Source organism: Erythrobacter sp. (assembly GCF_038133525.1).
Classification (GTDB): domain Bacteria; phylum Pseudomonadota; class Alphaproteobacteria; order Sphingomonadales; family Sphingomonadaceae; genus Qipengyuania.
The window spans coordinates 1-24,015 of record NZ_JAYPTL010000019.1 but is presented as its reverse complement, the minus strand read 5'-3'; the positions used below and the strand labels follow the sequence as shown (position 1 = coordinate 24,015).

Genomic DNA, 24,015 nt, shown 5'->3' with positions numbered 1-24,015 from the left:
CGCATGATCCTGCGGCCCGCACCCCTTATCGCGCTTCTCCTTTCCGCCACAAGCCTTGCATCCTGTGGATCGTCGGGCCCGGCAGAACCGCCTCCGCTTAGCGAAGAGGCTCTCGCAGCCGTAGGCAAGGAGCCCGGCGCGCCGACCAAGGCGCTGGCGCGCGAAACCGACGACCTGTTCACGCTCGACGAGCTGGGCGAGACGCGCGCGCTGGTAGTCATGCATGGCGGCGAGATCGCCGCCGAACGTTACGCACCCGGCTACAGCGAGAGGACCCGTTTCGTCAGTTGGTCTATGGCGAAGACGGTCACCGCCGTAATGATCGGCATGCTGGTGGCCGACGGACAGCTGCGTCTCGACGCCCCGGCGCCGGTGCCGCGCTGGCAGCGGCCTGGCGATCCACGCGCCGAGATCACCCTGCGCCATCTCCTCCAAATGCGCTCGGGCCTCGAGCATACCGAGGCAGGTGACCCGCTCTACGACAGTGGCGAAGTGCGGATGCTGTTCCTCGACGGACGCGACGACATGGCCGATTACGCCACCGCCCAGCCGCTCGAAGCGGAGCCGGGGTCGAAATTCGAGTACTCCACGAACACTACAGTCATCCTCGCGGATATCGCGGCACGCGCCCTGACCGAGAGCCGCAATCCCGACGTGCGGCGCAAGGCCGTGGCTGACTATATGCACGCCCGACTGTTCGGGCCCATTGGCATGACATCAGCGGTGCCCGAGTTTGACCGCTCAGGCACGCTGATCGGCGGCAGCCTGATCCACGCCACTGCGCGCGACTGGGCGAAGTTCGGCGAGTTGCTGCGCAACAAGGGTTCCTTCCGCGGCGAACAGATCGTTCCGCGTCAGTGGGTTGAGGAGATGATCACCCCCAGCCCGAAGAGTCCACAATACGGACTGCAGACCTGGCTCAACAGTCCTGTACCCGAAGGGATGGAACAACCACTGTTTCCGGATCGCGCGCCGCACAGCGCCTTTTCTGCAATCGGGCACATGGGCCAATATGTCTTCGTCTCGCCCAGCCAGAAGCTGACGGTAGTACGGCTGGGCCATTCCAATGCGAAGGAGCGCAAGGCCATGCTGCAACAGTTGGCCGACGTGATCGAGCTTTATCCCGCCAGCTAAGCGAGGAAGTAGCTCCCCTCGACGACGGTGGCGCAACGACCGCCCAACCAGACCCGATCGCCCTCGCGACGACAGGTCAGCGAACCGCCACGTTGGGAGGCCTGATAGGCGGTGAAGCTCTCGCGCCCCAATTGCGAGCACCAGAAGTGGGCCAGCACAGCGTGGGCCGAACCGGTCACGCTATCCTCGTCAACGCCGCCACCCGGGACGAAGACGCGGCTGACGATATCGGTCGCCGTCCCTGGTGCCGTGCAGATAAACTGATCGTCGCCCAGTGCCGCCAGGGCACGCAGGTCCGGCACCAGCCCCCGCACGCTCGCCTCATCGCGAAAGAGGAAGAGGTTGTAGCCGGACTCGTTACGCCACACTTCGAGGGGCTCAGCGCCCAGGAGCGCGACCGCTTCCGGCCAGGGTTGCGGCGTGGTGCCGATCAACGGCAGGGCGAGTTCGTAGCCGGCTTCACTCCGCCACACCTCGAGCAGACCGGCCTGGCGCGTGCGGAAAATTACTCGATCACCGCTTTCGCGGCCCAGGATGACGTGCCCGCTGGCCAAAGTCGCATGGCCACACAGGCGCACCTCGCCCGCAGGCGAAAACCAGCGCAATTCCCAATCGGCCTCGCTCATCACATCGCGGACCAGGAATGCGGTTTCGGCAAAGGCGTTCTCTTCGGAGATGGCGCGCATGGCGGCATCGTCGAGCCATTCCTCAAGGAGGATTACCGCCGCCTGATTCCCGGAAAAGGGACGATCGGCGAATGCATCGACGTGCCAGTAAGGCAACGCGCGCGTCACGCCTGGTCCTTAAGCTCTGGGAGCAACTCCTCCGCAGCATCGCCCACCTCGTTGACGAGGCCCTCCGGGTCCGGGTGGATCAGCACCTCCACGCCCGGAAACTCCGATTCGATCCGCGCCTCGAGCTCGTCCATGATCTGATGCACTTCGCGCAGCGGCTTGGACCCATCCATGGCAGCATGGAACTGGACAAAATCGACCGCACCGCTGGTGCGGGTGCGCAAATCGTGGACCCCGCGCAGCTCCGGGTGGCGGGCCAGGACGGCAAGGAACTCCTCGCGCCGTTCTTCCGGCCACTCCTTGTCCATCAGGTGGTCGACCGCTTCGCTGGCCGCATTGAATGCACCCCATCCTAGCCATGCCGCGATGCCAAGACCGAACAGGGGATCCGCTTCGGAGAAGCCGAGGTACTGATCGAAAACCAGTGCAGCGATGACCGCCAGGTTGAGCAGCAAATCCGATTGATAATGGATATTGTCGGTCTTGATCGCCACCGAACCCGTGCGCGAAATGACGTGACGCTGCCACGCGACCAATGCCAACGTGGCGAGGATGGCGATCACTGACACGCCGATCCCCTCTGCGGCGGCGGTGGTTTCGCCCCCCGACATCAGGTGGCCGATCGCGCGCACCGCGATGCCGAATGCCGATATCGAAATCAGCATGACCTGGACGATCGCCGCGAGCGCTTCGGCCTTGCCGTGGCCGAAGCGATGATCTTCGTCGGCCGGCATCGCGGCGATCCAGACCCCTACGAGCGTCGCAAGGCTGGCAATCAGGTCGAGCCCGGAATCGGCGAGGCTGCCGAGCATGGCGGTTGAGCCGGTCTTCCACGTTGCCCAGGTCTTCAACGTGACCAGGAAGACTGCCATGGTGATCGACGCAAGTGCAGCCGATCGAGTCAGCCGGGTGCGCTCGATACTCACGGATAGAGTAGCGTGTTGGACCACGCTTCCCCTTCCTTGTCGCGAGTGAACAGCCGCCGGTCATGCAGGCGGAATTCGCGATCGCGCCAGAATTCGATTCGCCGTGGGCTCAAGCGGAAGCCGGTCCAATGCGGCGGACGCGGAATATCTCCTTCGGGGAAGCGCGCCTCAAGCGCGGCGACCCGATCAAGGTAGATCTGCCTTTCCGGCAGCGGGCGTGACTGGTCGGATGCCGCCGAGCCGATCTGCGATACGCGCGGGCGCGAATGGAAATAGGCATCCGCTTCACCGTTGGTCACCTCCACCAGGGGGCCCTCGATACGGATTTGGCGACGCTGACTCTTCCAGTGGAACAACAGGGCAGCGCGCATGTTGCTGCGAATCTGTTCACCCTTGCGGCTTTCGGCATTGGTATAGAACACAAAGCCATCGGGTCCGTGCCCTTTCAGCAGGACCATGCGAACCGAAGGAAACCCATCAGGCGTTGCCGTAGCCAGGGCCATGGCGTTGGCATCGTTGGGTTCGCTTGCCTTGGCTTCGCCGTACCACGCTTCGAACAGCGCGAAGGGATCGGTTTCGGGGATGGCGCTCTGTTCAGCTTGCATCGGTCGATCCTGAAACTTGGAACACATGAAACACGGTTCTGCGGATAAGAACCGCAGCACCAGCGTTAGGCGCATGGCAGGATCGCAGGCGGGGAGCAACGCTGGACATCGCTGATGGCTACGCCCGGCTACAGGCGTAGGAAACCGTCGACGCTTGCACGCGCGAACCGTTGCACCTAGCTAACACGCCATGGCCGATCCCTATTCCATCCTTGGCGTTGCCCGCACCGCGTCCGAGAAGGATATCAAGAGCGCCTATCGCAAGCTTGCGAAGGAACTCCATCCCGATCGCAACAAGGACAATCCCAAGGCCGCCGAACGCTTTTCCGAAGTGACCCAGGCTTACGACCTGCTTTCCGATGCAGACAAGCGCGCGCGCTTTGACCGTGGCGAGATCGATGCCGAGGGCAATCCGGCCAACCCATTTGCCGGAATGGGCGGGGGCTTCGGTGGCGGCGGGTTTCGGGGCGGCGGATCCGGGCGCGGCGCACGGCCCGAAGATTTCCAGGGCTTTGGCAGTGAAGACATCGACCTGGGCGATATCTTCGACGGCCTGTTCGGTGGCGGCTCGCGACGCGGCGGCAGCCCGTTCGGCAATGCCGGACGCAGGCCGCCTCCACCCCGCACGGGCGCCGACATAGCCTATCGCTTGCGGGTTCCCTTTGTCGAGGCGGCAACGCTCAAGGACCAGCGGATTACCTTAGCCGACGGCAAGACGATCGACCTCAAGCTGCCCAAAGGCCTCGAAAGCGGCACGCAAATGCGGCTCAAGGGTAAGGGGGAACCGGGCCCCGGTGGTGCGGGCGACGGACTGGTCACCATCGATATCGACAAGCACAAGCTCTACCGCCGCGACGGTGACGATGTGCGCTTCGACCTCCCGATCACCCTCGACGAAGCCATCAACGGGGGCAAGGTTCGCGTGCCCACAGTCGATGGCCCGGTGATGATGACGATCAAGGCCGGTACCCATGGCGGGACGGTTCTGCGACTGAAGGGCAAGGGTTTCAGCAAGAAGGACGGCAGCCGCGGCGACCAGCTGGTGACGCTGCAGATCCAGCTCCCCGCAGACCTCGATGCGCTTGCCAAGCGGCTTGAAGGGTGGAAGGACGAAAGCGACCCAAGGGCAGATCTCGGGGTGTAGCCATTTGACCAGGTACGATCTTTCGGCGGCGGAAGAGCACGAGATCGTCTCGCTCTCCCCTGAAGCCCGCCGCAAGGCTGCACAGGACCTTCGCGGGCGGATCGAATACCACCTCGGCCCGGGCACACGGATCTGGCAGGTGACCAAGCGCACCGCGATCGGTGCATGGAATGATGGCTTCATCCACGCCGGGAACCTCGCCTACCTTTCGATCCTGGCGATTTTTCCCTTCTTCATCCTGGGCGCCGCGGTTTTTTCGCTGTTCGGCGAACAGGCGGAGCGCGCTGCGGCGATCGAAACGGTACTGATGGCTGTACCGCCAATGGTTGCCAATGTCATCGAGCCGGTGGCCCTGAATGCTGTCGACGCCCGCAGTGGCTGGCTGCTCTGGATCGGTGCCCTGGTCGCACTGTGGACCGTCGGCAGCCTCGTCGAAACGATCCGCGATATCTTGCGGCGCGCCTATGGCACCCAGCCGACGCGTGCATTCTGGAAGTACCGGCTGGTGTCTACAGGGGCGATACTGGGCACTGTCCTATTGCTGATGCTGGCCCTGCTGGCACAGGTCGCACTCGGCACAGCGCAAGAGGTAATCTCCGCCTATTTCCCTCAACTGGTTGGCCGAGTTGCCGAGCTACGACTTAGTCAGGCAATCCCTGGGCTGGTCGTATTCGCATCGCTTTACGCAACCTTCCTGGGCCTGACACCAAGGCGCTATCGTCGTCGGCGCTACCCCAAATGGCCAGGAGCGTTGGTTACAACGCTGTGGTGGATGGCGGCAACTACGCTCATGCCGCCGCTGGTCCGGCAGTTCTTTACCTACGACCTGACCTATGGTGGTCTGGCTGGCGTCATGATCGCCATGTTCTTTTTCTGGCTTGTCGGGCTCGGTGTCGTTATCGGCGCGGAACTCAACGCTGCCCTAGCGGAATCGCCCGAGGAAGAACTGACTCACATCGGGCAGGACGACGAACCCAGGCGGGTAGCCTTGACCAAGGAAGTGGAAGAAGAGGAGCACGCTGGATGAGCGGGTTGATGGCAGGCAAGCGTGGGCTGATCATGGGCCTCGCCAATGACAAGTCGCTGGCATGGGGCATTGCCCGCAAGCTGGCCGACGAAGGTGCCGAGCTGGCCTTTTCCTATCAGGGTGAGGCGCTGAAGAAGCGTGTGGAGCCATTGGCGGCCGAGCTTGGCAGCGATTTCACCTTCGATTGCGACGTATCCGACATGGGCGCGCTCGATCGCGCGTTCGAGACGCTCAAGGCGCGGTGGGAGACCATCGATTTCGTGGTCCATGCCATTGGCTTTTCGGACAAGAACGAGCTTCGCGGAAAGTATGTCGACACCAGCCTCGACAACTTCCTGATGACGATGAACATTTCCGCCTACAGCCTCGTGGCGGTTGCGCAGCGCGCGGCGGCGATGATGCCTCAAGGCGGTTCAATCCTGACACTGACCTATTACGGGGCGGAAAAGGTCATCCCGCACTATAACGTGATGGGTGTGGCCAAGGCGGCGCTGGAAACCAGCGTGAAATACCTGGCCAACGATCTTGGCCCGCAGGGTATCCGGGTCAACGCAATCAGCGCTGGGCCAATCAAGACGCTGGCCGCCAGCGGGATCGGCGACTTCCGCTACATCCTCAAATGGAACGAGTATAATTCGCCACTGCGCCGCAACGTCACCATCGAGGACGTGGGCGGATCGGGGCTCTATTTCCTGTCGGACCTGTCGAGCGGCGTGACCGGTGAAACACACCACGTTGATGCCGGCTATCACGTCGTCGGCATGAAGCAGGAAGACGCGCCCGACATCGCGCTCGACAAGGGCTAGGCGTCAGGCGACATCCGGCCAGATGCCGCGAGTGTCATAGACGGCTTTCCCACTACGTTCTTCGGCCGGGATGACCTTGAATACATCGTGGTCGACGAGGACGATGATCGCGCCGCATTCTTCGAGTGCGGTATCGATATCGACCAGTTCGGCCCCGGTGCCGTCGAACTCGAGCGGCAGCTCGCCGGCATAGGGCTCCACCACCTGGACGCGTGGCCCGAATTCCCGTGCGAGGCTGGCCGCGACATAGCGCGCGGGGCTTTCGCGGAAGTCGTCGATATTGGCCTTGAAGGCGAGCCCCAGGCAGGCGACCTTTGCCCCTGGATGCGCCTCGACCAGCGCCTTCGCGCGGGCCAACACGTGATGCATCTTGGCATCGTTGGTTTCCCGCGCCTGGCGAATGATCTTCGCCTCTTCCGGCGCACCGTGGACGATGAACCACGGGTCGACCGCGATACAGTGGCCGCCCACACCCGGACCGGGCTGGAGGATGTTCACGCGCGGGTGGCGATTGGCGAGGCGGATCACTTCCCACACGTCGAGGCCTTGCCGGTCCGCGATCATCGACAATTCGTTGGCGAAGGCAATGTTCACGTCGCGGAAGGCGTTTTCGACCAGCTTGGTCATTTCGGCGCTGCGCGCATCGGTGGTGACGCACTCACCCTTCACGAAGCGCTTGTAGAAGGCGAGCGCCTTGCGCGCGCAGCGGGGGGTGATGCCACCGATCGATCGGTCGTTGTGGGTCAGTTCCTCGAGAATCCTGCCGGGCAGTACGCGCTCCGGGCAATAGGCGATGCACACATCGGGCTGGCCATCGGTCCGGCCCGGCATGGCGAGATCCGGTCGCAATCGCGCAACGGTGTCACGCAGCGCTTCGGTTGTTCCGACCGGCGAAGTCGATTCGAGGATGACGATGTCGCCCTTCTTGAGCACCGCCGCGACCCTTCCGGCAGCGGCCATGACATAGGAAGTATCGGGCGTGTGGTTGCCGTCCTTGGCGAAGGGAGTGGGTACGGCGATCACGAAGACATCGGCCGGAGCGATTTCGGTCGAGGCTTTGAGCAGGCCGCGCTGGACCACCGCCTGCACCAGCCCGTCGAGATCGACCTCCTCAATGTGGATTTCGCCTCGGTTGATGGTGTCGACCACATCCTGCGTGACATCGACACCATGTACAGGGCACCCCGCACGCGCAATGATCGCGGCGGTGGGTAGCCCGATATAACCGAGGCCGATGACGCAGACGGCGGGCTTGGTATCACCACGCATGTAGATCGTTTCCCGTAAATCCTTGGCGAGGGTTTAGCGGCGGAGGGTAAATTTAGCAGTAACGCCGTTTGCTAACCGGCAAGGAGATCGACGATACGGCTGGCCGCATGCCCATCACCGAAAGGGTTGTGCGCCCGCGCCATTGCCGCATAGGCGGCTTCATCGTCGAGCAGGCGCTCGGTCTCGGCCACGATCCGATCCGCATCGGTGCCGACGAGTTTCGCGGTTCCTGCGGCGACACCCTCAGGGCGCTCGGTTGTCTCGCGCATGACGAGGACCGGTTTGCCCAATGCGGGCGCCTCTTCCTGAACCCCGCCGCTATCGGTCAACATAAGGTGCGAGATAGCGAGGAGACGCGCGAAATGGGGATAATCCAGCGGCTCAATCAGCGCGACATTGTCCAGGCCCGCCAGCGCATCGTTCATCACCGCACGAACGTTGGGATTGAGATGTACAGGGAAAATCACCGCAACATCGGGTCGCGACGCAATCCGTTTCACCGCATCGGCGATGTTTAGCATCCCGCCGCCGAAGTTTTCGCGGCGATGGCTGGTCATGCCTATGATCCGCTTGCCCGCGAAGCGCGCCTCCAGCTGGGTCAGGCCAGAGGCGAGCGACGGGTCCTGTTCGATCCGCCGGGTTACCCATTGGAGTGCATCGATCACCGTATTGCCCGTGACGTGGACAGTCGCCGGATCGACGTTCTCGCGCAGCAGGGCATCCCGCGCGGTCGTAGTCGGCGCACAATGCAGTGCGGCAAAGCTTCCGACAATGCGGCGGTTGCCCTCTTCCGGCCAGGGATGATGGAGATCGCCGCTACGCAGCCCGGCTTCCACATGGCAGACTGGAATCTGGCGATAATAGGCGGCGATGGCGCCGGCCATCACCGTAGTGGTATCGCCCTGCACCACCACCCAGTCGGGTTTCTCCGCGTCGAGCACCTTGCCAACCTCGATCAAAGCCCTGGCAGTCAAGGCATCGAGCGTTTGGCCGGGCGTCATCAAGTCGAGGTCATGATCGGGCGTGATGTCCGCGATGGCGAGCACCTGGTCGAGCATCTGACGATGCTGCGCGGTAATGCACACGCGGCTGTCGAACCGTCCGTCAGCTGCCAGCGCATGCACCAGCGGGAACAGCTTGATCGCTTCCGGCCGGGTGCCGAAAACGGTTAGGATCTTGCATTTGGCGGCCATGCCCGCCCTAGTAACCGCAAATGGTTAAGTAGCGATAGAGCGAGGGTTCAGCCTTCGGGCTGGGGCAGTTCCTCGGCGGTTTCGGCAGGCCCCTCACCAGCGCGCTCACGTTCCAGCCGCTGCTGATACTCGCGCTCGATCATCTCGACGCGTTCCTGCTCGGCGGCCGCTTCTGCATCGATCGTGGAGAGGCGTTCGGCCCGTGCCGCTTCAACCAGCTGACCGAAACGGACATCCGAACCGGCAGCCTTGTCGGCATACGCCGCATCGATCAGTTGCTGGGTGCATCCGGTGAAGCCACCGGCGCCGGTGGGCGAGCATGACAGGGCGCCAAAGCTTCCGACCGTCTCGAACCGCTCGACCCGATCGGCCCAAGGCCTGTTTTCAGGACTATCCGAAAGGCGGAGCCGTTCGGGAATACGATACCGCTCGCTTTCGGCCTTGCGTGCGCAAACCACGATCTGGTCCACAGTCGACTGCGGGCATTCATCGTCGCCGTAAACGATGACCATATTGTAGCTGTCGTCACCGGTATCGACGGTTTCCTGCGCCGACACGGGGGCGCCGAAAGCCGCGCCGACGAGCACTGCAAGAAGCGGGAATGTCCTGGTCATCGAAAGCCGATCCTTATCTGGTTGGCGCATTAGGCGCCTGCACCGGTGAACCACCCATGAAGCACGCACGAATGGGTTTAATCCTGTCAGACGCGTTCCGAAAGCCTGATCGCGGCCCGACAGCCGAGCCTGATCAGTCCGGACAGCAAAGGGTAAGCCGGCGCACGTTCCGCACCCGCTGCCAGTGCCGCGTCGCGGTGCTCGCGTTCGTCTTCGCGGAATTCCTCGATCATCCCGGCAAGTTCGGGATCTTCGCCACTGGCGTAGAGCTCGTCGAGCTGGCGCGTGTAGTGGTTGTCGATCTCGGTTTCGATCGCCGCAGTACAGGCCATTGCCGCCTCTGGCCCGATAAGCGCGGTAGCTGCGCCCAGCGCAAATCCCGCGCGATCCCAGAATGGCTGCAATGCAGTGGGCCGAACGCCGCGACGCGCCATCAATGCATCGAACTTCGCGCGATGATCGGCCTCCTGCTCCGCCATCCCCGCGATTTCCGCCGCATGCGGACCACGATTGCCCAATACCGCGAGTTGGCCCGCGTAAATGCGCGTCGCACCGAACTCACCAGCCTGATCAACCCGAATCATGCGCGCTATATGGTCGGGAACCTTGCTCATGCGGTGGGTCGCTTGCGCAATAATGCCAGGATTGCGAACCCAGCGGCGGTAGAGATCAGGAAGTTGAACCCGGCCAGGCTGATGCCGAACAGGGTCCAGGCTGGTTCGTCACAGCGGATCAGCGGGGTATTCATGATGTCCTCGAGCGCATTACCGCTCCCTTCGGCAAATACCGCGGCGCAAGAGGTTATGCCGGGCCACCAGTCGTACTCGACCCCCGCATGGAAAAAGCCGATCGCACCTGAAACGAGAATCGCCAAGGCGGCGAGCGCCACCCAGAACCGTTGCGGCGCAACGACAAATCCCAGCGTGGCCAATCCTACCGCCGCAAAATGCGGATAGCGCTGCCACCAGCACATTTCACAGGGATACAGGCCGAAGCCATATTGCGAAACATAGGCTCCGGCGAGCAGCAATGCGGGAACGGCAAGCGCAAGCGCGCGGGCAGTCCGGAAAGGGTGCGTCACATCCATCTCGCGGGGGTTTAGCCTATCGGGACCGTGCGGCAACCTTGTTCGGGGCGGTTCGGCGCAGGGTTTCGAGCGCATAATGGAGCTGGAAGTCCTTGATCCCTTGCTTCTCGAGCTGTTCCGCGGTGAGCTGGAAACGCGGATCCTGGCGCTGGTCCTTTTCCAGCGCTTCATCGGCCAGACCCGCTTCGTTGATCAGGTGGCCGCGCAGGTCGGATTCGCGCAGGGTGAACTTCGCCCTCTTGGCCAGGTCAGGGTCGCTGAGCTGTGGCACCGCGATGTCGGGCTTGATCCCGCCTTCCTGCACCGAATGGCCCGAGGGGGTGTAATAGCGCGCCGTCGTAAGCTTGAGCGCGGCATCCCGGCCTAGTGGCAGCAGCGACTGCACACTACCCTTGCCGAAGCTGCGTTCCCCCATGACCACTGCGCGACGGTGGTCCTGCAGGGCACCTGCCACGATCTCCGACGCGGAGGCCGAACCGGAATCGATCAGCACGATGATCGGCAGGCCTTCGGCGATATCGCCGCGGAACACCGTCTCGGCATCATAGGTGATGTTCTCGCCACGCGCGCGTCCGCGCTGAGAAACGATACGTCCGTCAGACAGGAACAGGTCGGACAGGGCGACGGCCTCGTCGAGGCTTCCGCCAGGGTTCGAACGCAGGTCGAGCACCAGCCCATTCATTCGTCCGGTGGCCTTTTCGCGCAGCTCTTGCCACGCGGAAAACACGTCGCTGCCGACATCGCGTGAGAACTCGTTGATCATGATGTGGCCGATGTTGCCGTCTTCAAGCTCCCAGGTAACCGGCTCAAGCTCGATCACGCCGCGGGTTACGGTCACATCGAACGGTTCCTCGCGCCCGGTCCGGAACACGGTCAGCTTGATCTGCGTGCCTTCCTTGCCGCGCATCTGCGCCACGGCCTCGTCGAGACTGCCACCGTAGATCAGCTTGCCATCGAGATGAGTAATGAAGTCGCCGGCCTTGAGCCCTGCTTTCTCGGCTGGGCTACCGCGGAATGGCGAGATGATCTTCACCGCACCGTCTTCCATGACCACGGAGAGGCCAAGGCCCGAGTAGTTCCCGTCGATCATGGTTTCGAGCCGCTGGAGGTCGCCCCCGTCAAGGTAGGCCGAGTGGGGATCGAGCGCCGAAAGCATCCCATCGATCATCCCACGCATCAGCACATCGTCTTCGACCGGCTCGACATAGCTCGCCTTGATTCGCTGGTAGACCGCAAGAACCTTGGCAAATTCGGGACCTGCGCGGCCTTCGACCTGGGCGACCCCCGCAGTCGTCGCGGGAATGATCGCCACAGCCGTCACAAGGGCGGCCGAACGAAGCAGGTTGGCGATTTTCATCGGCAGTTACTCTCCAATACGCGAGCGCAGTTTATCGCGGGAGCGCGGTGAACACCAGATGAGCATTGGAAGTACGTCCCGAAAGGGGAAATCGACGGAGCGACTACTGGAGATAGTCGAGCGGGTTCACCGGCATGCCTTGCTGGCGAAGCTCAAGTGTCACAGCAGACCCATCGAACGGCGCGAGACCAAGCGGCGATCCTGCCGTTACCGCCTGCCCGACTGCGGCATCGAGCGATCCAAGGCCGGTAATCAGGCTGGTCCACCCATTTTCGTGCTCGACAATCACGATCTGGCCATAGCCGCGATAGGGGCCGGCAAAAGCGATCCGTCCGGCAGCGGGGGAGACCACCTGCGCCCCGGGGCGGGGCAGGAGTTCGATGCCAGCGTCGCGCGCACCACCCGATCCACTCTCGCCGAATCCACGCGCAACCCGGCCGTTCACGGGGAGCTGGTAGCGGGCAGGAGGCGCGGTTTCACTTGGTGTCGGCACAGGGGCCGCCACAACGGTTGCCGTCGCTGGATTCTCGGGTCGGATGATCGGCCCTGGAAGCGCGGCGAGCCGCATGCGCAGCGAACCGGCCGCTTCGAGCTGGCCAACCAGACCGTCCAGGTCGCGCGCCTGCTCTGCGAGTACCAGCACGCGCTGCGCCTCCCGATTTGCCCCACCCGATGCGCTCTGCGCGACCTGGCGTTGGCGCGCAGCGGCAGCGATCAGCTGCTTGCGGCGCTCCCCCAGCACCTTCTCGCTTTCGCGGCGATCGACCAGTGCAGTTCTTGCCTCGTTTTCGAGTGAGCGAGCGCGTATCAGCTCGCTCCGCAAGGCGGCGGTGCGTTGGCGCACCAAGGGAATTGTGCTGTCGAGAACCGCCCGGGTATGCACCAAATCGCGCAGCGAACCTGGTTGAAACGCCGAGAGCGTCACGGGGCGGCGAGACATGCTCTGTAGCGCACCGGTAAGGCGAACGAGCGGCTCGCGGCGCTGGGCAAGCTGCTGATCCAGCGCACGGCGCTGGCGGCTGGCAATATCGAACCGTGCCTCCGCCGCCGCGATTCCCGCTTCGGCCTGTTGCACGCGTGCCGCCAATGCGGCGGCCTGTTGCACTGCTTTGTCTACAGCTTCTCGCGCAGCGGCGGCCTGTTTCTCGAGGCGCTCTCCACGGGCCCTGGCGTTGCGTTGTTCCTGGCGGGCGGCGTCCAGCGCTTCGCGTGCGTCGCTCGCATTGGCGAAGCGCGAAGGCGATTGGGCGTCGAGCGGCGTCAGAGCCGGCGCGAACCCCGCGATGGCGATGATGCAAAGGGCAAGGACAACAAGCCGACGGACCATGGCGTCATTCCTGCCCGATTATCCGCTGCGGTGATAGGGGTGTCCGGCGAGGATCGTCGTCGCCCGATAGAGTTGTTCGGCGAGCATGGCGCGGGCCAGCAGGTGCGGCCAGGTCGCCTTGCCGAAAGCCAGAAGCAGGTCAGCGCCAATGCGCTCCTGCTCCGAATGACCATCTGCTGCCCCGAGCAGAAACCGACATTCGCGCACACCGTCGTCACGCCAGCGGCCGAGTATTCGGGCGAGTTCCTCCGATGAGAGGTCCTTGCCGCGCTCGTCGAGCAGCACGGTCTTGGCGGGCGTTTGCGGATCGGGAACGCGACCGCCAGAATCAGGGAGTTCGGTAAACTTGGCCGGCCAGGTCAGGCGTTTCTCATAGCGCGCGACCAGCTCAGCCTCAGGCGAGCGGGCGATCTTTCCGCGGGCGATGACGTGCAACAGCATCGGCCCGCTCTATGGCTATGCCTCGTCTACGTCCAGCGAATGGCGTGGACGAGGGAGCCGGATGCCACGCGCACCTTGTCGCGGCCAGTCGTGGGTTAGGCCATCCCCGCTACGGGCGGGGCGTCGCCGAACGCCCACATGCGCTCGAGGTTGTAGAAGCTACGCACCTCAGGGCGGAACAAGTGGACCACCACATCGCCTGCATCGATCAGGACCCAATCGGCCGCGGGAAGCCCTTCGAGCTTCACCGAACCAAATCCGTCCTGCTTGATCTTTTCGGCGAGCTTTTGCGCCATGGCAGCGACCTGGCGAGTGGAACGTCCCGATGCGATGACCATGTGGTCGGCAATCGAGCTTTTCCCTTCGAGCGGGATGCAAACCACATCCTGCGCCTGGTCGTCGTCGAGCTGCTGCAACACCAGGGCGAGCAGCGCTTCTGGGTCAGCCTTGGCCAAGCGGATAACCTGTGCCGAGGCCGGCCCGGCATTTGCCGGGGTTGTGTGCGCCTGTGTCATAGGCGGGTATCGTACTCCTGGATCGAGAGGCGTGGGCCGTTGGAGAAACAGGGCGCTTCATGGCGCGGTCGTTTCCTCCCCCGCCACTATTCGTCGATGTGTCAGCTGGTCCCTGGGAGGCGGCCCGGCGAAGCGTGCGGCCCAATCGGGATCGGCGCGGCGGATGGCCGTGGCCGATCTTGGATCGGGATCGAAACGCAAAGTCACCAGTGCCGGTGCACTCCATTCGCCCCCGTTGACAAAGCTGGCCAGCGGCACTCGATAGCGCCTCAACCAGGCCATCGCGGGGCTTGCGACGACAGCGTCATCATAGCCCGGCCGCGCAATGACTGCAATCGGCATGGTGCGTGCGATTCCCCGCCAGTCGCGCCAGCGGTGGAATTGGGCGAGGTTATCGGCACCCATCAGCCACAGGAAATCGTAGGCGGGATAGCGTTTGCGTAGCGCCCGCAGGGTATCCACCGTGTAGCGCGTCCCTAGCTCGCGCTCGATCGCGGTTGCCCGGATCGGTGCGCGCCGGGCCTGCTGAACAGCTGAGGAATAGCGCCGTGCAAGCGGGGCCATATCGTCCGACGGCTTGAGAGGATTGCCCGGCGAGACGAGCCACCACACCTCCCTCAATCCCAGCGCGCGCTGCGCGAACAGCGAAACTCTCCGGTGGCCGTTGTGCGCCGGGTTGAAGCTGCCGCCCAACAAGCCGATTCGGGGCCGGCGAGGGCTCATGACGACCCCCTCTCAATTTTGTCGTATATATACAATGGGTTGCCCGCCCATCTCAGAACGAATCGCAAGTTATTGGTAAACCTCGACTTAATCTTTGGTTCCCGGTCGCGAACGAAAATTTTCAACATTTGAAACGGTTCATCGCATCGCTGCTTCGACTCATGGATTCCACGGGAACTGCGATTCGATTTCAACACAAAGCTTTGTTAGCGCGCTTGACCAGGGACGTAAGACCAAAAGGGACGGGTCGTTTTGCGAAAATTGATCGCCAACACCGGCTGGGGGAGTCGTGTGCTCAGCTGGTTCCCGGACCGGGAATTCTTCATGCGGTCCGAAGGCCAGGTCCGCTTCATCACTATTTCGTCGCGCGTCCAGATGACGGCTGCCGCGATCACCCTCGCCGCGCTTGTGATCTGGACCCTTTCGGTCGCCATCGCCGGATGGACCCAATATCGGGCGACCGCCGATCGACTTTCCCTGCTTGATCGCGAGGCCAAGGTCGCCACGGCCGAAGAGCGGGTCGATGCCTACCGCGACGATATTGATGCGGTAGCCAGCGATCTCGTCAAGCGTCAGGATTTCATCGAAGACATGGTCGCCTCATTGCCCGAGGACGCCAAGGCAGTCGCCAATGTCAGCGACTCCAGCGGCGAAGCGGCAAAGACGGTCGACAAGGTCAGCGTTTCGATCCCCGAGGCTGCCGCACTCGCCCGCATCGAAGCACGACAGCTAGCTTTCGTTGAAGGCCTCACTCGCTATGCCGATTGGCGCGCACAGCGTGCTGCCAATGCGCTCAAGCAATTGGGCCTTGATCCCCGCTCGATGTTGATCCGTGCAGACCGCACCGCCATGGGTGGTCCGCTCGAAAAGCTGGCGACATCGCGCGACGGCTCGATCGACCCACGGTTCGAACGCCTGGGGCTTTCGATTGCCCGCATGGCAGCTTTGGAGAACGGCCTCGCCGGAGTTCCGCAGGTCGAACCCGCTGCGCTTGAGTATATTTCTTCCGGCTTCGGGTATCGGCGCGATCCTTTCACGGGCGCAGCGGCGATGCACAAAGGCCTCGACTTCCGTGGCCCGACAGGCGCGCCGATTTATGCGGCTGCCAAGGGTGTCGTCAGCTTTGTTGGGCGCAAGTCGGGCTATGGCAAGGTCGTAGAGGTCAGCCACGGCAACGGCCTGATGACTCGCTATGCCCACATGTCGGCATTCAGGGCCAAGGTTGGCCAGAAAGTTGTTGCCGGGCAAACCATCGGCGCAATCGGCAGCACTGGCCGTTCCACAGGGCCACACTTGCATTTCGAAGTGCGCATCAATGATCGCGCGGTGAACCCGCGCACCTTCCTGGAGACCGCTCCGCATGTTCTCGAAGAAATCCGGCGAGCCCCGCAGCTCGCCCACGCCCAGTAATCCGGAGCGCACCATGGCCAGCAAAAGCAGTTCCACTTTCTCGGTTCTCGGTTCCGATCTCGCAATCAAGGGCGATATCCAGGCCTCTGCCGATCTGCATATCGATGGTTCGGTCGAGGGTGACATCGCCTGCGCCTGCCTGGTGCAGGGAGAAACCAGCTCGGTGACCGGTGCCGTAAAGGCTGAAAGCGCGCGCCTGGCGGGGACCGTCAATGGATCGATCACCGCGCGGGAACTGGTGATCCTGAAGACTGCCAAGATTACGGGTGACGTATTCTATGACGCGCTGACCATCGAACAGGGTGCGCAGGTCGAAGGCCGCTTTGCCCATCGCGATGCACGCAAGTCTGCAAGTGCTGCCGCCACTCAGCCCGTCAAGTCCGAGATCCCAGTCGCCAATTGAACCTTTGGCGGCGGGAAAAGTACAGCGCCGCCCACCAGAGCGCGGAAGCGGCGCCTATTGCGTAGCCTCAGCCCAGAACCTCGGCGCGCAGCGCCTTGCGATCGAGTTTGCCGATCATCGTCTTGGGTAGTGATTGCCGTACCACCACCTCCTCGGCGCGCTCGTGCTTGCCGATACGACCATTCAGCCACGTCTTGAGTTCGTCTCCGGAAATGGTTGCGCCCTCATTGAGCGTGACATAGGCCGCAGGTGCCTCACCACGGTAGGTATCGGGGCGGCCGATCACCAACGCTTCCTTGACCGCTGGATGTTCGAGCAGCACCGCCTCGACCTGGCTAGGGAACACCTTGAATCCGCCGACAGCGATCATGTCCTTGATCCGATCGACAATAGTCAGGAACCCATCCTCGTCGATCGTCGCGACATCGCCAGTGCGCAACCATGCTTCGCCATTGTGATCCGCAAAGGTCGTCGCCTGTGCTTCGGGCAGGTTCCAATACCCCCGCATGACCTGAGGACCACGCACCGCCAGCTCACCCGCCTCGCCATCGGGGGCCAAACTATCGGGGTCTTCCTTGTCGAGAAGCAGCACCTGTGTTGCCGGGATGGGTTGCCCGATCGTCCCCGGCTTGCGAAGCCCTTCATAGGGATTGGTCGATACCACCCCCGAACTTTCGGTCAGGCCATAGCCTTCGATCAGGCGTACACCCGTCGCCGTTTCGAACTTCTCGCGGAGAGGTCCCGGCATGGGTGCGCCGCCGGAAATGCAGACCCGCATGGCCGACCAATCAGTCTTCAGGAATTCCGGGTGATCGAGCAGCGCCTGAAACATTGTGGGGACGCCGGGGAAGGCGCGCGGCTGGGTTCGCGTAATCGTCTTTAGCACCTGCCCGGCTTCAAAACGTGGCAGCATGACAATGCATCCGCCGCGAACGACCGTGCGATTCAAGACACATGTGTTGGCGAAGACATGGAACAGCGGCAGCGCACCTAGCACGATATCTGGTTCGGTCCGGTCGAAGGGATCGAGCATGTCGACCTGGATAGCATTGCTCGACAGGTTGGCATGCGTCAGCATGGCACCCTTGGGCGTGCCGGTGGTGCCGCCCGTATATTGAAGCAAAGCGAGATCCGTGACCGTGCTGGCAGGGAGCTCGGCTTCCCGGCCATCGAGCCAGTCCGCCCAATTCCAACTCCCCAGGACTGCCCGCCAGTCGAGAACATCGGCGCGCCGAGGCACGGGAGCGATCCGGCCGCGCCCAACAGTCTTCAGCGCGAGCGCCTTCAGACGGGGCAGCGAGGGGGCCAGCCTAGCGACTACGAGATGGGCAAGCGACGAACCGTCGAGAACATCGATTGCCGTCGGCAAGAGCAGCGGCGAGTCGAGTGTCACCAATAGCTTCGTGCCAGAGTCTTCGACCTGATGGCTGAGCTCTTCCGCGGTATAGAGTGGCGAGAAATTGACCACCACGGCCCCGGCCATCATCGCCCCATAGTAGGCAGCAACGTATGTCGGGACATTGGGAAGGAACAGGCCGATACGATCGCCCTTGGCAATTCCCCGTTCGACCAGACCGACCGCAAAGCGGCGCGCCTGAGTATAGATCTCGCGATAGGTGAAGCTTCGGCCGAGAAACTCGACCAATATTGCATCGGGAAGTTTGCGCGCCTGTCGTTCGAAAATGGCATGGAGCAGTTCCGGCTTAATGCTGGAATTCCATGGTTTTGCGTGGCCATAGGCCGCCGGAGGCAAGGGGAAGCGCTTATTTACAGCCATGTCAGTAACATGGCGGGTGCGCTCCAGTCGCGCAAGAAAAAAGCGGGCGAGACACAAGCCCCGCCCGCCCCGGATTCATTGCTTGCTTCGGCTTATTCTTCGCCGGTTTCCTCAGCCGCGCGCTTGGCTTCGAGCCAAGCTGCAGCTTCGGCTTCCTGAGCAGCCTCAGACGCAGCCTTTTCATGCGCATCGCGTTCGGCCCGTAGCTCTTCGATCAGGCGCTCGCGATCAGTGCCGCCAGTTGCTTCGACAGGTGCGGCCTCGCCTTCAAGGCCGGCCTTCTTTGCCGCCTTGGCAACAACGGCATCGAGTTCGCGCTGCGAGCAAAGGCCCAGCGTAACTGGGTCCTTCGGTTGAATGTTCTGGATGTTCCAGTGGCTCCGTTCGCGGATCGCGGTGATGGTGTTGCGGGTGGTGCCAATCAATTTCGAGATCTGCGCGTCGGAGATTTCCGGGTGGTTGCGGATCAGCCAGGCGATGCCGTCCGGCTTGTCCTGACGCTTAGAGACCGGGGTATAGCGTGGCCCCTTGGTACGGCTTACGGCGACCGGCGCGCGCTGCATCTTCAGCTTGTACTCCGGATCGGCCTGGCCCTTCTCGATCTCTGCGAGGTTGAGCTCACCCGAGTGGACGGGGTCGCGACCGGTGTATTTGCTGCCCGCAAGATCATCCGCCATCGCCTGCACTTCAAGGATATGCAGGCCGCAGAACTCAGCAATCTGTTCGAACGACAAGCCGGTGTTGTCGACCAGCCAGGTAGCGGTCGCATGCGGCATGAGCGGTTTGGGTTGGTCGGCCATGGAAGTGCCTTCTCTCAGCTCTGAAAATAGAAGGGCCGCCCCTCGCGGAGCGGCCATTGCAGCGGTCATGTAGGCCAGATACGCGGATTCGGCAAGCCAAAGGCTAGGCGGCGGGCAAGGCCTCGCTATCGAGGGCCGAAAGTCCGCTCAGGAACTGACTGGTCGCCGCCTCCCAGCTGAATTCGGACCCATAGTTGGAGCAAGCGCGACTTTCGCAAAAAAGGGCCGCGGCTATGGCCCGGTCCAGGTCATCGCACAGCGCCCCGACCTCTTCCGTCACGATATCGAGTGGACCGGCGACGGGGTAGGCGGCGACCGGTGTGCCGCAGGCCAGGGCCTCGATCATGACCAGGCCGAACGTGTCGGTCCGGCTCGGAAAGACGAAAACATCCGCCCCTGCATAGCACCCGGCCAGTTCGCGACCCGTCCGCCGGCCGAGAAAATGGACTTCGGGATAGCGCGCCTTGAGGTCGGCCAGGGCCGGACCGTCCCCAACCACAACCTTGCTGCCTGGATAGGCCCCCGAAAGGAAAGCCTCGATATTCTTCTCTACCGCGACCCGGCCTACATAGAGCTGAATCGGCCGAGGCAGATCATCATACACGGCGGGCTGGGGGGCGTCGGGTGTAAAGCAGGACAGATCGACGCCGCGGCTCCAGTGATGCAGGCGATCAAGGCCATGTGCGCGCAACTCTTTGCGGATGCTTTCCGTGGCGACCAGGACTCGTTGGGCGGGCGCGTGGAACCAGCGGATATAGCGCCAGAACCAGTCCGCCGGCAGGTGGGTCCGGCGCGCGACATATTCGGGAAATTGGGTGTGGTACGCGGTAGTGAATGGGACGCCGTGACGGGAACAATAGCGCCGTGCCGTCATGCCCAGCGGCCCTTCGGTGGCAATATGGATCGCGTCGGGCGCAAACTCACGCAGCAGACGGGCAACCTTGCCGGGAGGGGCCAGCGCCAGGCGAATTTCGGGGTAGGTCGGGCACGGGAAGCTGCTGAATTGATCGGGCGAGACCACCAGCACATCGTGACCCTTCGCGTAGAGGATATCGCGTGTGGTATAGAGTGTGCGAACCACCCCATTCATCTGCGGCATCCAGGCGTCGGTAACGATCGCGATGCGCTGGGGAAGCCCGTGCGCAGCGCGATCTAGCGGGTGCATCAGTTCCGCCGTCACGCCGCCTGTAGCTCCCGCGGGTCGCCGGATGGCTTGTCGCGCCGCGCAACTTCATCGGCCCAATGAAGGATCTCCATTCGGCCATCGAAATGCTCAACAAGCGCATTGCAGCCTTCGACCCAGTCACCATCGTTCCAATATTCGACCGGCTTTCCATCGTGGGCAAAGCAACGGAATTCAGCGGTATGGATATGCCCGCAGACGACACCATCAACCCCGCGCTCACCAGCGGCCCGCGCCACCACCTCCTCGTACTTGGAGATGAACTCGACCGCGTTCTTGACCTTGTGCTTGGCCGCCTTGGAGATCGACCAATACGGAAGCCCGAGGGCCGAGCGGACACGGCTGACCCAATTGTTGAGCTTCATCATCAAGTGGTAGGCCGCGTCGCCGACGAAGGCCAACCAGCGGTGCGCCAGCATGACCGTATCAAACTCGTCACCATGCAATATCATCAGGCGGCGACCATCGGCCGTATCGTGGAATGCGGCACGGCGGATCTCGACCCCGCCGAAGTCCATTCCACAGAAGGGCCGCACCATTTCGTCGTGATTGCCCGGGATATAGACGATCCGCGTACCGCGCCGGGCACGCTTGAGAATGCGCCACACGATATCGTTGTGTTCTGCTGGCCAGTAAAACTTCTTCTTAAGCCGCCAGCCATCGATGATGTCGCCGACAAGGTACATTGTTTCGCTGTCGGTATGGTCGAGGAAGTCGATCAGCAGTTCGTGGTTGCACCCCTTGGTGCCGAGGTGGACATCGCTGATCCAGATCGTACGGAAGCGCCGCCGTTCGCCCACGATGCGTTCGGGTACGGCAGGCTTTACCGACGGGAAGTTGGCGACGTTGTGGAGTGCTTCGAAGCCGCTGGGCAGTTCGGTCATGGGTACAATCCCCGCTGCATATCGGGGTCTTCCATGGCGCAAGATTGTTACGCGGTGCGCACAGTCCGGTTACCGAACAGAGACTTTGCTACCATTGTGAGTCAGGACATGGGCACGTAGCGCGGCAGCGCCGCAACCCGCGCCAGCCACACCTCGACCGCTGGATAATCGGCAAGCCCGAAGCCGCCTTCTTCCGCGACATGGGTATAGGCGTAGAGCGCGATATCAGCGAGAGTCGGTCCACCGCCGACGAACCAGTCACGGTCCGCAAGGTGGCGGTCCATAAGTGACAGCGCATCACAACCGGCAATGCGCTTGGCCATCAACTGCGCGCGCTGCTGTTCGGACAGATTGGCTTCACCAACGAAATGCAGCCAGAACCGCAGCGTCGCGACATTCGGTTCATGATTGTACTGTTCGAAGAACATCCAGCGCAGCATATCAGCCCGATCGAAGCGATCATTGGGGATCAACGCGCTGTCTTCGGCAAGGTACCAGCACGCAGCATTGCTTTCAGGCAAGAAGCGATCGTCGATCTGGAGAACGGGGATGCGCCCGTTGGAATTGACCTTGCCAAGGAACTCGGGCGTGCGTGTTTCACCGGCCATGATATCGTACTGGCGGATTTCCAGCGGCACTCCGACGAGCGCGGCGGTCAGCTTGATCTTGTAGCAATTGCCGCTGCGCGGGTCTTCGTGAAGAACGTACCTAGCCACCAGCCACCTCCAGGACGATTTTCCCGATATGATCGCCCGCTTCCATCCGAGCATGCGCAGCCGCAACCTCGGCCAGCGGAAAGGCCCTGTCCATCACGGGACGAATCGTTTCGTCTTCGAACAGCGGCCAGGCGTGATTGTAGATCTCATCCGCTAGCAGCGCCTTGAACCGATCCGAGCGCGGGCGAAGCGTGGAACCCGTCAGGGTCAGCCGCTTGCGCATGATGGTCGCCATATTGATTTCCGCCTTCAGCCCGCCGAGCACGGCGATCGTCACGTGCCGGCCATCATCGGCAAGACATTCGATGTTACGCGCCACATAGCTGCCCGAAACCATGTCGAGAATTACGTCTACGCCCTTCCCGCCAGTGAACTCCTTTGCCACTTCGACGAAGTCGGATTCACGATAATTGATGGCCAGATCAGCGCCCACCGACCGCGCGGCTGCACATTTGTCCTCGCTGCCTGCGGTCGTGATCACCGTCAGCCCGAAGGCTTTGCCCAGCATGATCGCCATGGTCCCGATACCCGATGTGCCGCCATGCACCAGCAGCGTCTCACCATCTCGGGCAAATCCGCGCTCGAAGACATTGTGCCATACGGTGAACAGGGTCTCAGGGATCGCGGCAGCCTCAGCCATGTCCATGCCATGTGGAACGTGCAGGCAGTGTCCAGCGTGGGCGAGGCAGTATTCGGCATAGCCACCACCCGAGACCAGCGCGCAAACCTGGCGATTGAGCATCTCCGGCGCAACACCATGGCCAACCGCCACGACGGTACCCGAAACCTCAAGCCCCGGTATGGGCGAGGCACCTGGGGGTGGCGGATAGAAGCCCTGTCGCTGGATCACGTCTGGCCGATTGACCCCGGCCCAGGCAACCTTGATCAGCAACTCTCCTTCGCCGGGATTAGGCACAGGCAACTGTTCGGCGCGGAAAACTTCGGGTGCTCCAGGAGCGTCGAAGCCCATGGCAATCATCGTCTCAGGTATCTGATCAGCCACGAATTCCCCCTGTCGCGCACCTCGCCAGCGTAGCGGGTCAGCCACGCCGCGGTGCATTAACGCGAGGCCCCGTTGACAGCAACCGCCGAGAATTGCGAGATTGCCGGCGATGGATGACGACGACCGTCCGCGCCCACGGGGCGATGCAGCCGGCAGGCTCGCGACAGAAGATCTCGCCCCCTATTCTCAGGACGAGCTTGCCGAGCGTATCGCCCTGCTCGAAGCTGAGATCGCCCGCGTCGAGAAACACCGCTCCAAGGCAGCCGCACACCGTGATGCGGCGGAGGCCTTGTTCGGGCGAAAGGAATAGTTGGAAATGCGGGGGCTGCACATTCTCGTCTCCGCACCCATATCGACTGCTCATACAGCTTCGGCTAACCTTCGGCCGATAGTCTGTTCCCAATTCGCCCCTGGCGAGTCCATTGGAAAGACCACCTGAATGCCCAGTTTCGCAGCCAACCTCGAGAAGACCCTCCACGCAGCGCTCAGCGACGCTGGCCAGCGGCGGCATGAGTATGCCACGCTGGAGCATTTGCTTCTGGCGCTGATCGATGATGAGGACGCGGCGCAGGTGATGACCGCCTGCGGCGTCGATCTTGACGAACTGGGCAATGTGGTACGCCAGTACCTTGAGCAGGAATACCAGTCGCTCAAGTCGGACGACAGCTCTGATCCGCAACCGACGGCGGGATTCCAGCGGGTAATCCAGCGCGCAATCCTGCACGTGCAATCGTCGGGCAAGGACACCGTTACTGGCGCCAACGTGCTGGTGGCGCTGTTTTCCGAACGCGACAGTTACGCGGTCTATTTCCTCCAGCAGCAGGATATGAGCCGGCTCGATGCGGTGAGCTTTATCAGCCACGGCATCGGCAAGGGC

Annotated in this window: 27 protein-coding genes; 8 read left to right on the top strand and 19 right to left on the bottom strand. The window is 62.6% G+C overall.

The window, feature by feature from the left end:
* The first annotated feature begins 3 nt into the window (after positions 1 to 3).
* Positions 4 to 1,134 (top strand): serine hydrolase, encoded by a 1,131-nt coding sequence (locus tag AAFM29_RS06770; protein ID WP_341712043.1) that lies wholly within the window; start codon positions 4 to 6, stop codon positions 1,132 to 1,134.
* Here AAFM29_RS06770 and AAFM29_RS06765 read toward each other — a convergent pair.
* The 3 genes from AAFM29_RS06765 to pdxH are packed head-to-tail and all read right to left on the bottom strand — an operon-like array spanning position 1,131 to position 3,459.
* Complete coding sequence (locus AAFM29_RS06765) at positions 1,131 to 1,928, bottom strand: PhzF family phenazine biosynthesis protein (RefSeq protein WP_341712042.1); 798 nt, start codon at positions 1,926 to 1,928, stop codon at positions 1,131 to 1,133. The two genes, AAFM29_RS06770 and AAFM29_RS06765, sit on opposite strands and share 4 nt — an antisense overlap.
* Complete coding sequence (locus AAFM29_RS06760; RefSeq protein WP_371830720.1) at positions 1,925 to 2,800, bottom strand: cation diffusion facilitator family transporter; 876 nt, start codon at positions 2,798 to 2,800, stop codon at positions 1,925 to 1,927. Before AAFM29_RS06760 ends, AAFM29_RS06765 begins: the two co-directional genes overlap by 4 nt.
* A gap of 50 nt (positions 2,801 to 2,850) precedes the next feature.
* Positions 2,851 to 3,459, bottom strand: coding sequence for a pyridoxamine 5'-phosphate oxidase (gene pdxH / locus AAFM29_RS06755; RefSeq protein ID WP_341712040.1), 609 nt, complete (start codon positions 3,457 to 3,459; stop codon positions 2,851 to 2,853).
* A 190-nt stretch (positions 3,460 to 3,649) separates the two neighbouring features.
* On the opposite strand from pdxH, the gene AAFM29_RS06750 reads away from it, so the two are divergent.
* Genes AAFM29_RS06750 through fabI form a run of 3 tightly spaced genes read left to right on the top strand, consistent with a single transcriptional unit; the run spans position 3,650 to position 6,436 of the window.
* Positions 3,650 to 4,603 (top strand): DnaJ C-terminal domain-containing protein, encoded by a 954-nt coding sequence (locus AAFM29_RS06750; protein ID WP_341712039.1) that lies wholly within the window; start codon positions 3,650 to 3,652, stop codon positions 4,601 to 4,603.
* A gap of 4 nt (positions 4,604 to 4,607) precedes the next feature.
* Positions 4,608 to 5,630: a YihY/virulence factor BrkB family protein gene (locus tag AAFM29_RS06745; protein ID WP_341712038.1), complete on the top strand. Its 1,023-nt coding sequence runs from the start codon at positions 4,608 to 4,610 to the stop codon at positions 5,628 to 5,630.
* A complete protein-coding gene (gene fabI, locus AAFM29_RS06740) occupies positions 5,627 to 6,436 on the top strand; it encodes an enoyl-ACP reductase FabI (protein ID WP_341712037.1) in 810 nt (269 codons plus the stop codon). The genes AAFM29_RS06745 and fabI overlap by 4 nt, the downstream gene beginning before the upstream one ends.
* Before the next feature lie 3 nt (positions 6,437 to 6,439).
* Here the strand turns inward: fabI and wecC are convergent, their stop codons facing one another.
* From wecC to AAFM29_RS06690, 10 genes are all read right to left on the bottom strand, one after another.
* Positions 6,440 to 7,705 (bottom strand): UDP-N-acetyl-D-mannosamine dehydrogenase, encoded by a 1,266-nt coding sequence (gene wecC / locus AAFM29_RS06735; RefSeq protein ID WP_341712036.1) that lies wholly within the window; start codon positions 7,703 to 7,705, stop codon positions 6,440 to 6,442.
* 71 nt (positions 7,706 to 7,776) lie between these two features.
* Positions 7,777 to 8,898 (bottom strand): non-hydrolyzing UDP-N-acetylglucosamine 2-epimerase, encoded by a 1,122-nt coding sequence (gene wecB / locus AAFM29_RS06730; RefSeq protein ID WP_341712035.1) that lies wholly within the window; start codon positions 8,896 to 8,898, stop codon positions 7,777 to 7,779.
* Positions 8,899 to 8,945: 47 nt separating this feature from the next.
* Complete coding sequence (locus tag AAFM29_RS06725; protein WP_341712034.1) at positions 8,946 to 9,512, bottom strand: hypothetical protein; 567 nt, start codon at positions 9,510 to 9,512, stop codon at positions 8,946 to 8,948.
* Positions 9,513 to 9,598: 86 nt separating this feature from the next.
* Positions 9,599 to 10,126, bottom strand: coding sequence for a demethoxyubiquinone hydroxylase family protein (locus AAFM29_RS06720; protein WP_341712033.1), 528 nt, complete (start codon positions 10,124 to 10,126; stop codon positions 9,599 to 9,601).
* Complete coding sequence (locus tag AAFM29_RS06715) at positions 10,123 to 10,599, bottom strand: disulfide bond formation protein B (protein WP_341712032.1); 477 nt, start codon at positions 10,597 to 10,599, stop codon at positions 10,123 to 10,125. Before AAFM29_RS06715 ends, AAFM29_RS06720 begins: the two co-directional genes overlap by 4 nt.
* 16 nt (positions 10,600 to 10,615) lie before the next feature.
* Complete coding sequence (locus AAFM29_RS06710) at positions 10,616 to 11,956, bottom strand: S41 family peptidase (protein WP_341712031.1); 1,341 nt, start codon at positions 11,954 to 11,956, stop codon at positions 10,616 to 10,618.
* 103 nt (positions 11,957 to 12,059) lie between these two features.
* Complete coding sequence (locus AAFM29_RS06705) at positions 12,060 to 13,283, bottom strand: peptidoglycan DD-metalloendopeptidase family protein (RefSeq protein WP_341712030.1); 1,224 nt, start codon at positions 13,281 to 13,283, stop codon at positions 12,060 to 12,062.
* A gap of 18 nt (positions 13,284 to 13,301) precedes the next feature.
* On the bottom strand, positions 13,302 to 13,724 hold the full coding sequence (locus tag AAFM29_RS06700) for a 23S rRNA (pseudouridine(1915)-N(3))-methyltransferase RlmH (RefSeq protein WP_341712029.1): 423 nt from the start codon (positions 13,722 to 13,724) through the stop codon (positions 13,302 to 13,304).
* Between the two features lie 95 nt (positions 13,725 to 13,819).
* Entirely contained in the window at positions 13,820 to 14,239 is a 420-nt protein-coding gene (gene rsfS / locus AAFM29_RS06695; RefSeq protein ID WP_341712028.1) for a ribosome silencing factor, read from the bottom strand.
* 57 nt (positions 14,240 to 14,296) lie between these two features.
* Positions 14,297 to 14,962 carry a nicotinate-nucleotide adenylyltransferase gene (locus tag AAFM29_RS06690; RefSeq protein ID WP_341712027.1) on the bottom strand — a complete coding sequence of 222 codons (666 nt, stop codon included), beginning with the start codon at positions 14,960 to 14,962 and terminating at the stop codon, positions 14,297 to 14,299.
* A gap of 324 nt (positions 14,963 to 15,286) precedes the next feature.
* Here AAFM29_RS06690 and AAFM29_RS06685 point away from each other — a divergent pair, with 324 nt between their 5' ends.
* Together AAFM29_RS06685 and AAFM29_RS06680 are read left to right on the top strand one after the other, a co-directional pair.
* A complete protein-coding gene (locus AAFM29_RS06685; RefSeq protein WP_341712078.1) occupies positions 15,287 to 16,372 on the top strand; it encodes a M23 family metallopeptidase in 1,086 nt (361 codons plus the stop codon).
* 13 nt (positions 16,373 to 16,385) lie between these two features.
* Entirely contained in the window at positions 16,386 to 16,775 is a 390-nt protein-coding gene (locus AAFM29_RS06680; protein WP_341712026.1) for a polymer-forming cytoskeletal protein, read from the top strand.
* 67 nt (positions 16,776 to 16,842) lie between these two features.
* Here AAFM29_RS06680 and AAFM29_RS06675 read toward each other — a convergent pair whose 3' ends face one another.
* From AAFM29_RS06675 to AAFM29_RS06650, 6 genes are all read right to left on the bottom strand, one after another.
* Complete coding sequence (locus AAFM29_RS06675) at positions 16,843 to 18,552, bottom strand: long-chain fatty acid--CoA ligase (protein WP_341712025.1); 1,710 nt, start codon at positions 18,550 to 18,552, stop codon at positions 16,843 to 16,845.
* A gap of 92 nt (positions 18,553 to 18,644) precedes the next feature.
* Entirely contained in the window at positions 18,645 to 19,352 is a 708-nt protein-coding gene (locus AAFM29_RS06670; RefSeq protein ID WP_341712024.1) for a DUF1013 domain-containing protein, read from the bottom strand.
* Positions 19,353 to 19,455: 103 nt separating this feature from the next.
* A complete protein-coding gene (locus AAFM29_RS06665) occupies positions 19,456 to 20,517 on the bottom strand; it encodes a glycosyltransferase family 1 protein (protein ID WP_341712077.1) in 1,062 nt (353 codons plus the stop codon).
* An 11-nt stretch (positions 20,518 to 20,528) separates the two neighbouring features.
* Positions 20,529 to 21,419, bottom strand: coding sequence for a UDP-2,3-diacylglucosamine diphosphatase (locus AAFM29_RS06660; RefSeq protein ID WP_341712023.1), 891 nt, complete (start codon positions 21,417 to 21,419; stop codon positions 20,529 to 20,531).
* 101 nt (positions 21,420 to 21,520) lie between these two features.
* A complete protein-coding gene (locus AAFM29_RS06655) occupies positions 21,521 to 22,135 on the bottom strand; it encodes a glutathione S-transferase family protein (protein WP_341712022.1) in 615 nt (204 codons plus the stop codon).
* Positions 22,128 to 23,114: an NAD(P)H-quinone oxidoreductase gene (locus tag AAFM29_RS06650; RefSeq protein WP_341712076.1), complete on the bottom strand. Its 987-nt coding sequence runs from the start codon at positions 23,112 to 23,114 to the stop codon at positions 22,128 to 22,130. Before AAFM29_RS06650 ends, AAFM29_RS06655 begins: the two co-directional genes overlap by 8 nt.
* A gap of 133 nt (positions 23,115 to 23,247) precedes the next feature.
* Here AAFM29_RS06650 and AAFM29_RS06645 point away from each other — a divergent pair, with 133 nt between their 5' ends.
* Both AAFM29_RS06645 and AAFM29_RS06640 read left to right on the top strand, forming a co-directional pair.
* Complete coding sequence (locus AAFM29_RS06645) at positions 23,248 to 23,448, top strand: DUF1192 domain-containing protein (protein ID WP_341712021.1); 201 nt, start codon at positions 23,248 to 23,250, stop codon at positions 23,446 to 23,448.
* A gap of 129 nt (positions 23,449 to 23,577) precedes the next feature.
* Positions 23,578 to 24,015 (top strand): Clp protease N-terminal domain-containing protein (locus AAFM29_RS06640; protein ID WP_341712020.1); only part of this gene is annotated, 438 nt, incomplete at its 3' end.

What these genes read in the sequence shown, in the direction of transcription:
- AAFM29_RS06670 (WP_341712024.1), bottom strand. Translation starts at nt 19,352, where the DNA reads ATGGCCGACCAACCCAAACCGCTCATGCCGCATGCGACCGCTACCTGG.
- AAFM29_RS06770 (WP_341712043.1), top strand. Translation starts at nt 4, where the DNA reads ATGATCCTGCGGCCCGCACCCCTTATCGCGCTTCTCCTTTCCGCCACA.
- AAFM29_RS06665 (WP_341712077.1), bottom strand. Translation starts at nt 20,517, where the DNA reads ATGCACCCGCTAGATCGCGCTGCGCACGGGCTTCCCCAGCGCATCGCG.
- AAFM29_RS06675 (WP_341712025.1), bottom strand. Translation starts at nt 18,552, where the DNA reads ATGGCTGTAAATAAGCGCTTCCCCTTGCCTCCGGCGGCCTATGGCCAC.
- AAFM29_RS06645 (WP_341712021.1), top strand. Translation starts at nt 23,248, where the DNA reads ATGGATGACGACGACCGTCCGCGCCCACGGGGCGATGCAGCCGGCAGG.
- AAFM29_RS06710 (WP_341712031.1), bottom strand. Translation starts at nt 11,956, where the DNA reads ATGAAAATCGCCAACCTGCTTCGTTCGGCCGCCCTTGTGACGGCTGTG.
- wecC (WP_341712036.1), bottom strand. Translation starts at nt 7,705, where the DNA reads ATGCGTGGTGATACCAAGCCCGCCGTCTGCGTCATCGGCCTCGGTTAT.
- AAFM29_RS06720 (WP_341712033.1), bottom strand. Translation starts at nt 10,126, where the DNA reads ATGAGCAAGGTTCCCGACCATATAGCGCGCATGATTCGGGTTGATCAG.
- AAFM29_RS06760 (WP_371830720.1), bottom strand. Translation starts at nt 2,800, where the DNA reads ATGGCAGTCTTCCTGGTCACGTTGAAGACCTGGGCAACGTGGAAGACC.
- rsfS (WP_341712028.1), bottom strand. Translation starts at nt 14,239, where the DNA reads ATGACACAGGCGCACACAACCCCGGCAAATGCCGGGCCGGCCTCGGCA.
- pdxH (WP_341712040.1), bottom strand. Translation starts at nt 3,459, where the DNA reads ATGCAAGCTGAACAGAGCGCCATCCCCGAAACCGATCCCTTCGCGCTG.
- wecB (WP_341712035.1), bottom strand. Translation starts at nt 8,898, where the DNA reads ATGGCCGCCAAATGCAAGATCCTAACCGTTTTCGGCACCCGGCCGGAA.
- AAFM29_RS06705 (WP_341712030.1), bottom strand. Translation starts at nt 13,283, where the DNA reads ATGGTCCGTCGGCTTGTTGTCCTTGCCCTTTGCATCATCGCCATCGCG.
- AAFM29_RS06725 (WP_341712034.1), bottom strand. Translation starts at nt 9,512, where the DNA reads ATGACCAGGACATTCCCGCTTCTTGCAGTGCTCGTCGGCGCGGCTTTC.
- AAFM29_RS06700 (WP_341712029.1), bottom strand. Translation starts at nt 13,724, where the DNA reads ATGCTGTTGCACGTCATCGCCCGCGGAAAGATCGCCCGCTCGCCTGAG.
- AAFM29_RS06650 (WP_341712076.1), bottom strand. Translation starts at nt 23,114, where the DNA reads ATGATTGCCATGGGCTTCGACGCTCCTGGAGCACCCGAAGTTTTCCGC.
- AAFM29_RS06685 (WP_341712078.1), top strand. Translation starts at nt 15,287, where the DNA reads ATGCGGTCCGAAGGCCAGGTCCGCTTCATCACTATTTCGTCGCGCGTC.
- AAFM29_RS06660 (WP_341712023.1), bottom strand. Translation starts at nt 21,419, where the DNA reads ATGACCGAACTGCCCAGCGGCTTCGAAGCACTCCACAACGTCGCCAAC.
- fabI (WP_341712037.1), top strand. Translation starts at nt 5,627, where the DNA reads ATGAGCGGGTTGATGGCAGGCAAGCGTGGGCTGATCATGGGCCTCGCC.
- AAFM29_RS06690 (WP_341712027.1), bottom strand. Translation starts at nt 14,962, where the DNA reads ATGAGCCCTCGCCGGCCCCGAATCGGCTTGTTGGGCGGCAGCTTCAAC.
- AAFM29_RS06715 (WP_341712032.1), bottom strand. Translation starts at nt 10,599, where the DNA reads ATGGATGTGACGCACCCTTTCCGGACTGCCCGCGCGCTTGCGCTTGCC.
- AAFM29_RS06680 (WP_341712026.1), top strand. Translation starts at nt 16,386, where the DNA reads ATGGCCAGCAAAAGCAGTTCCACTTTCTCGGTTCTCGGTTCCGATCTC.
- AAFM29_RS06750 (WP_341712039.1), top strand. Translation starts at nt 3,650, where the DNA reads ATGGCCGATCCCTATTCCATCCTTGGCGTTGCCCGCACCGCGTCCGAG.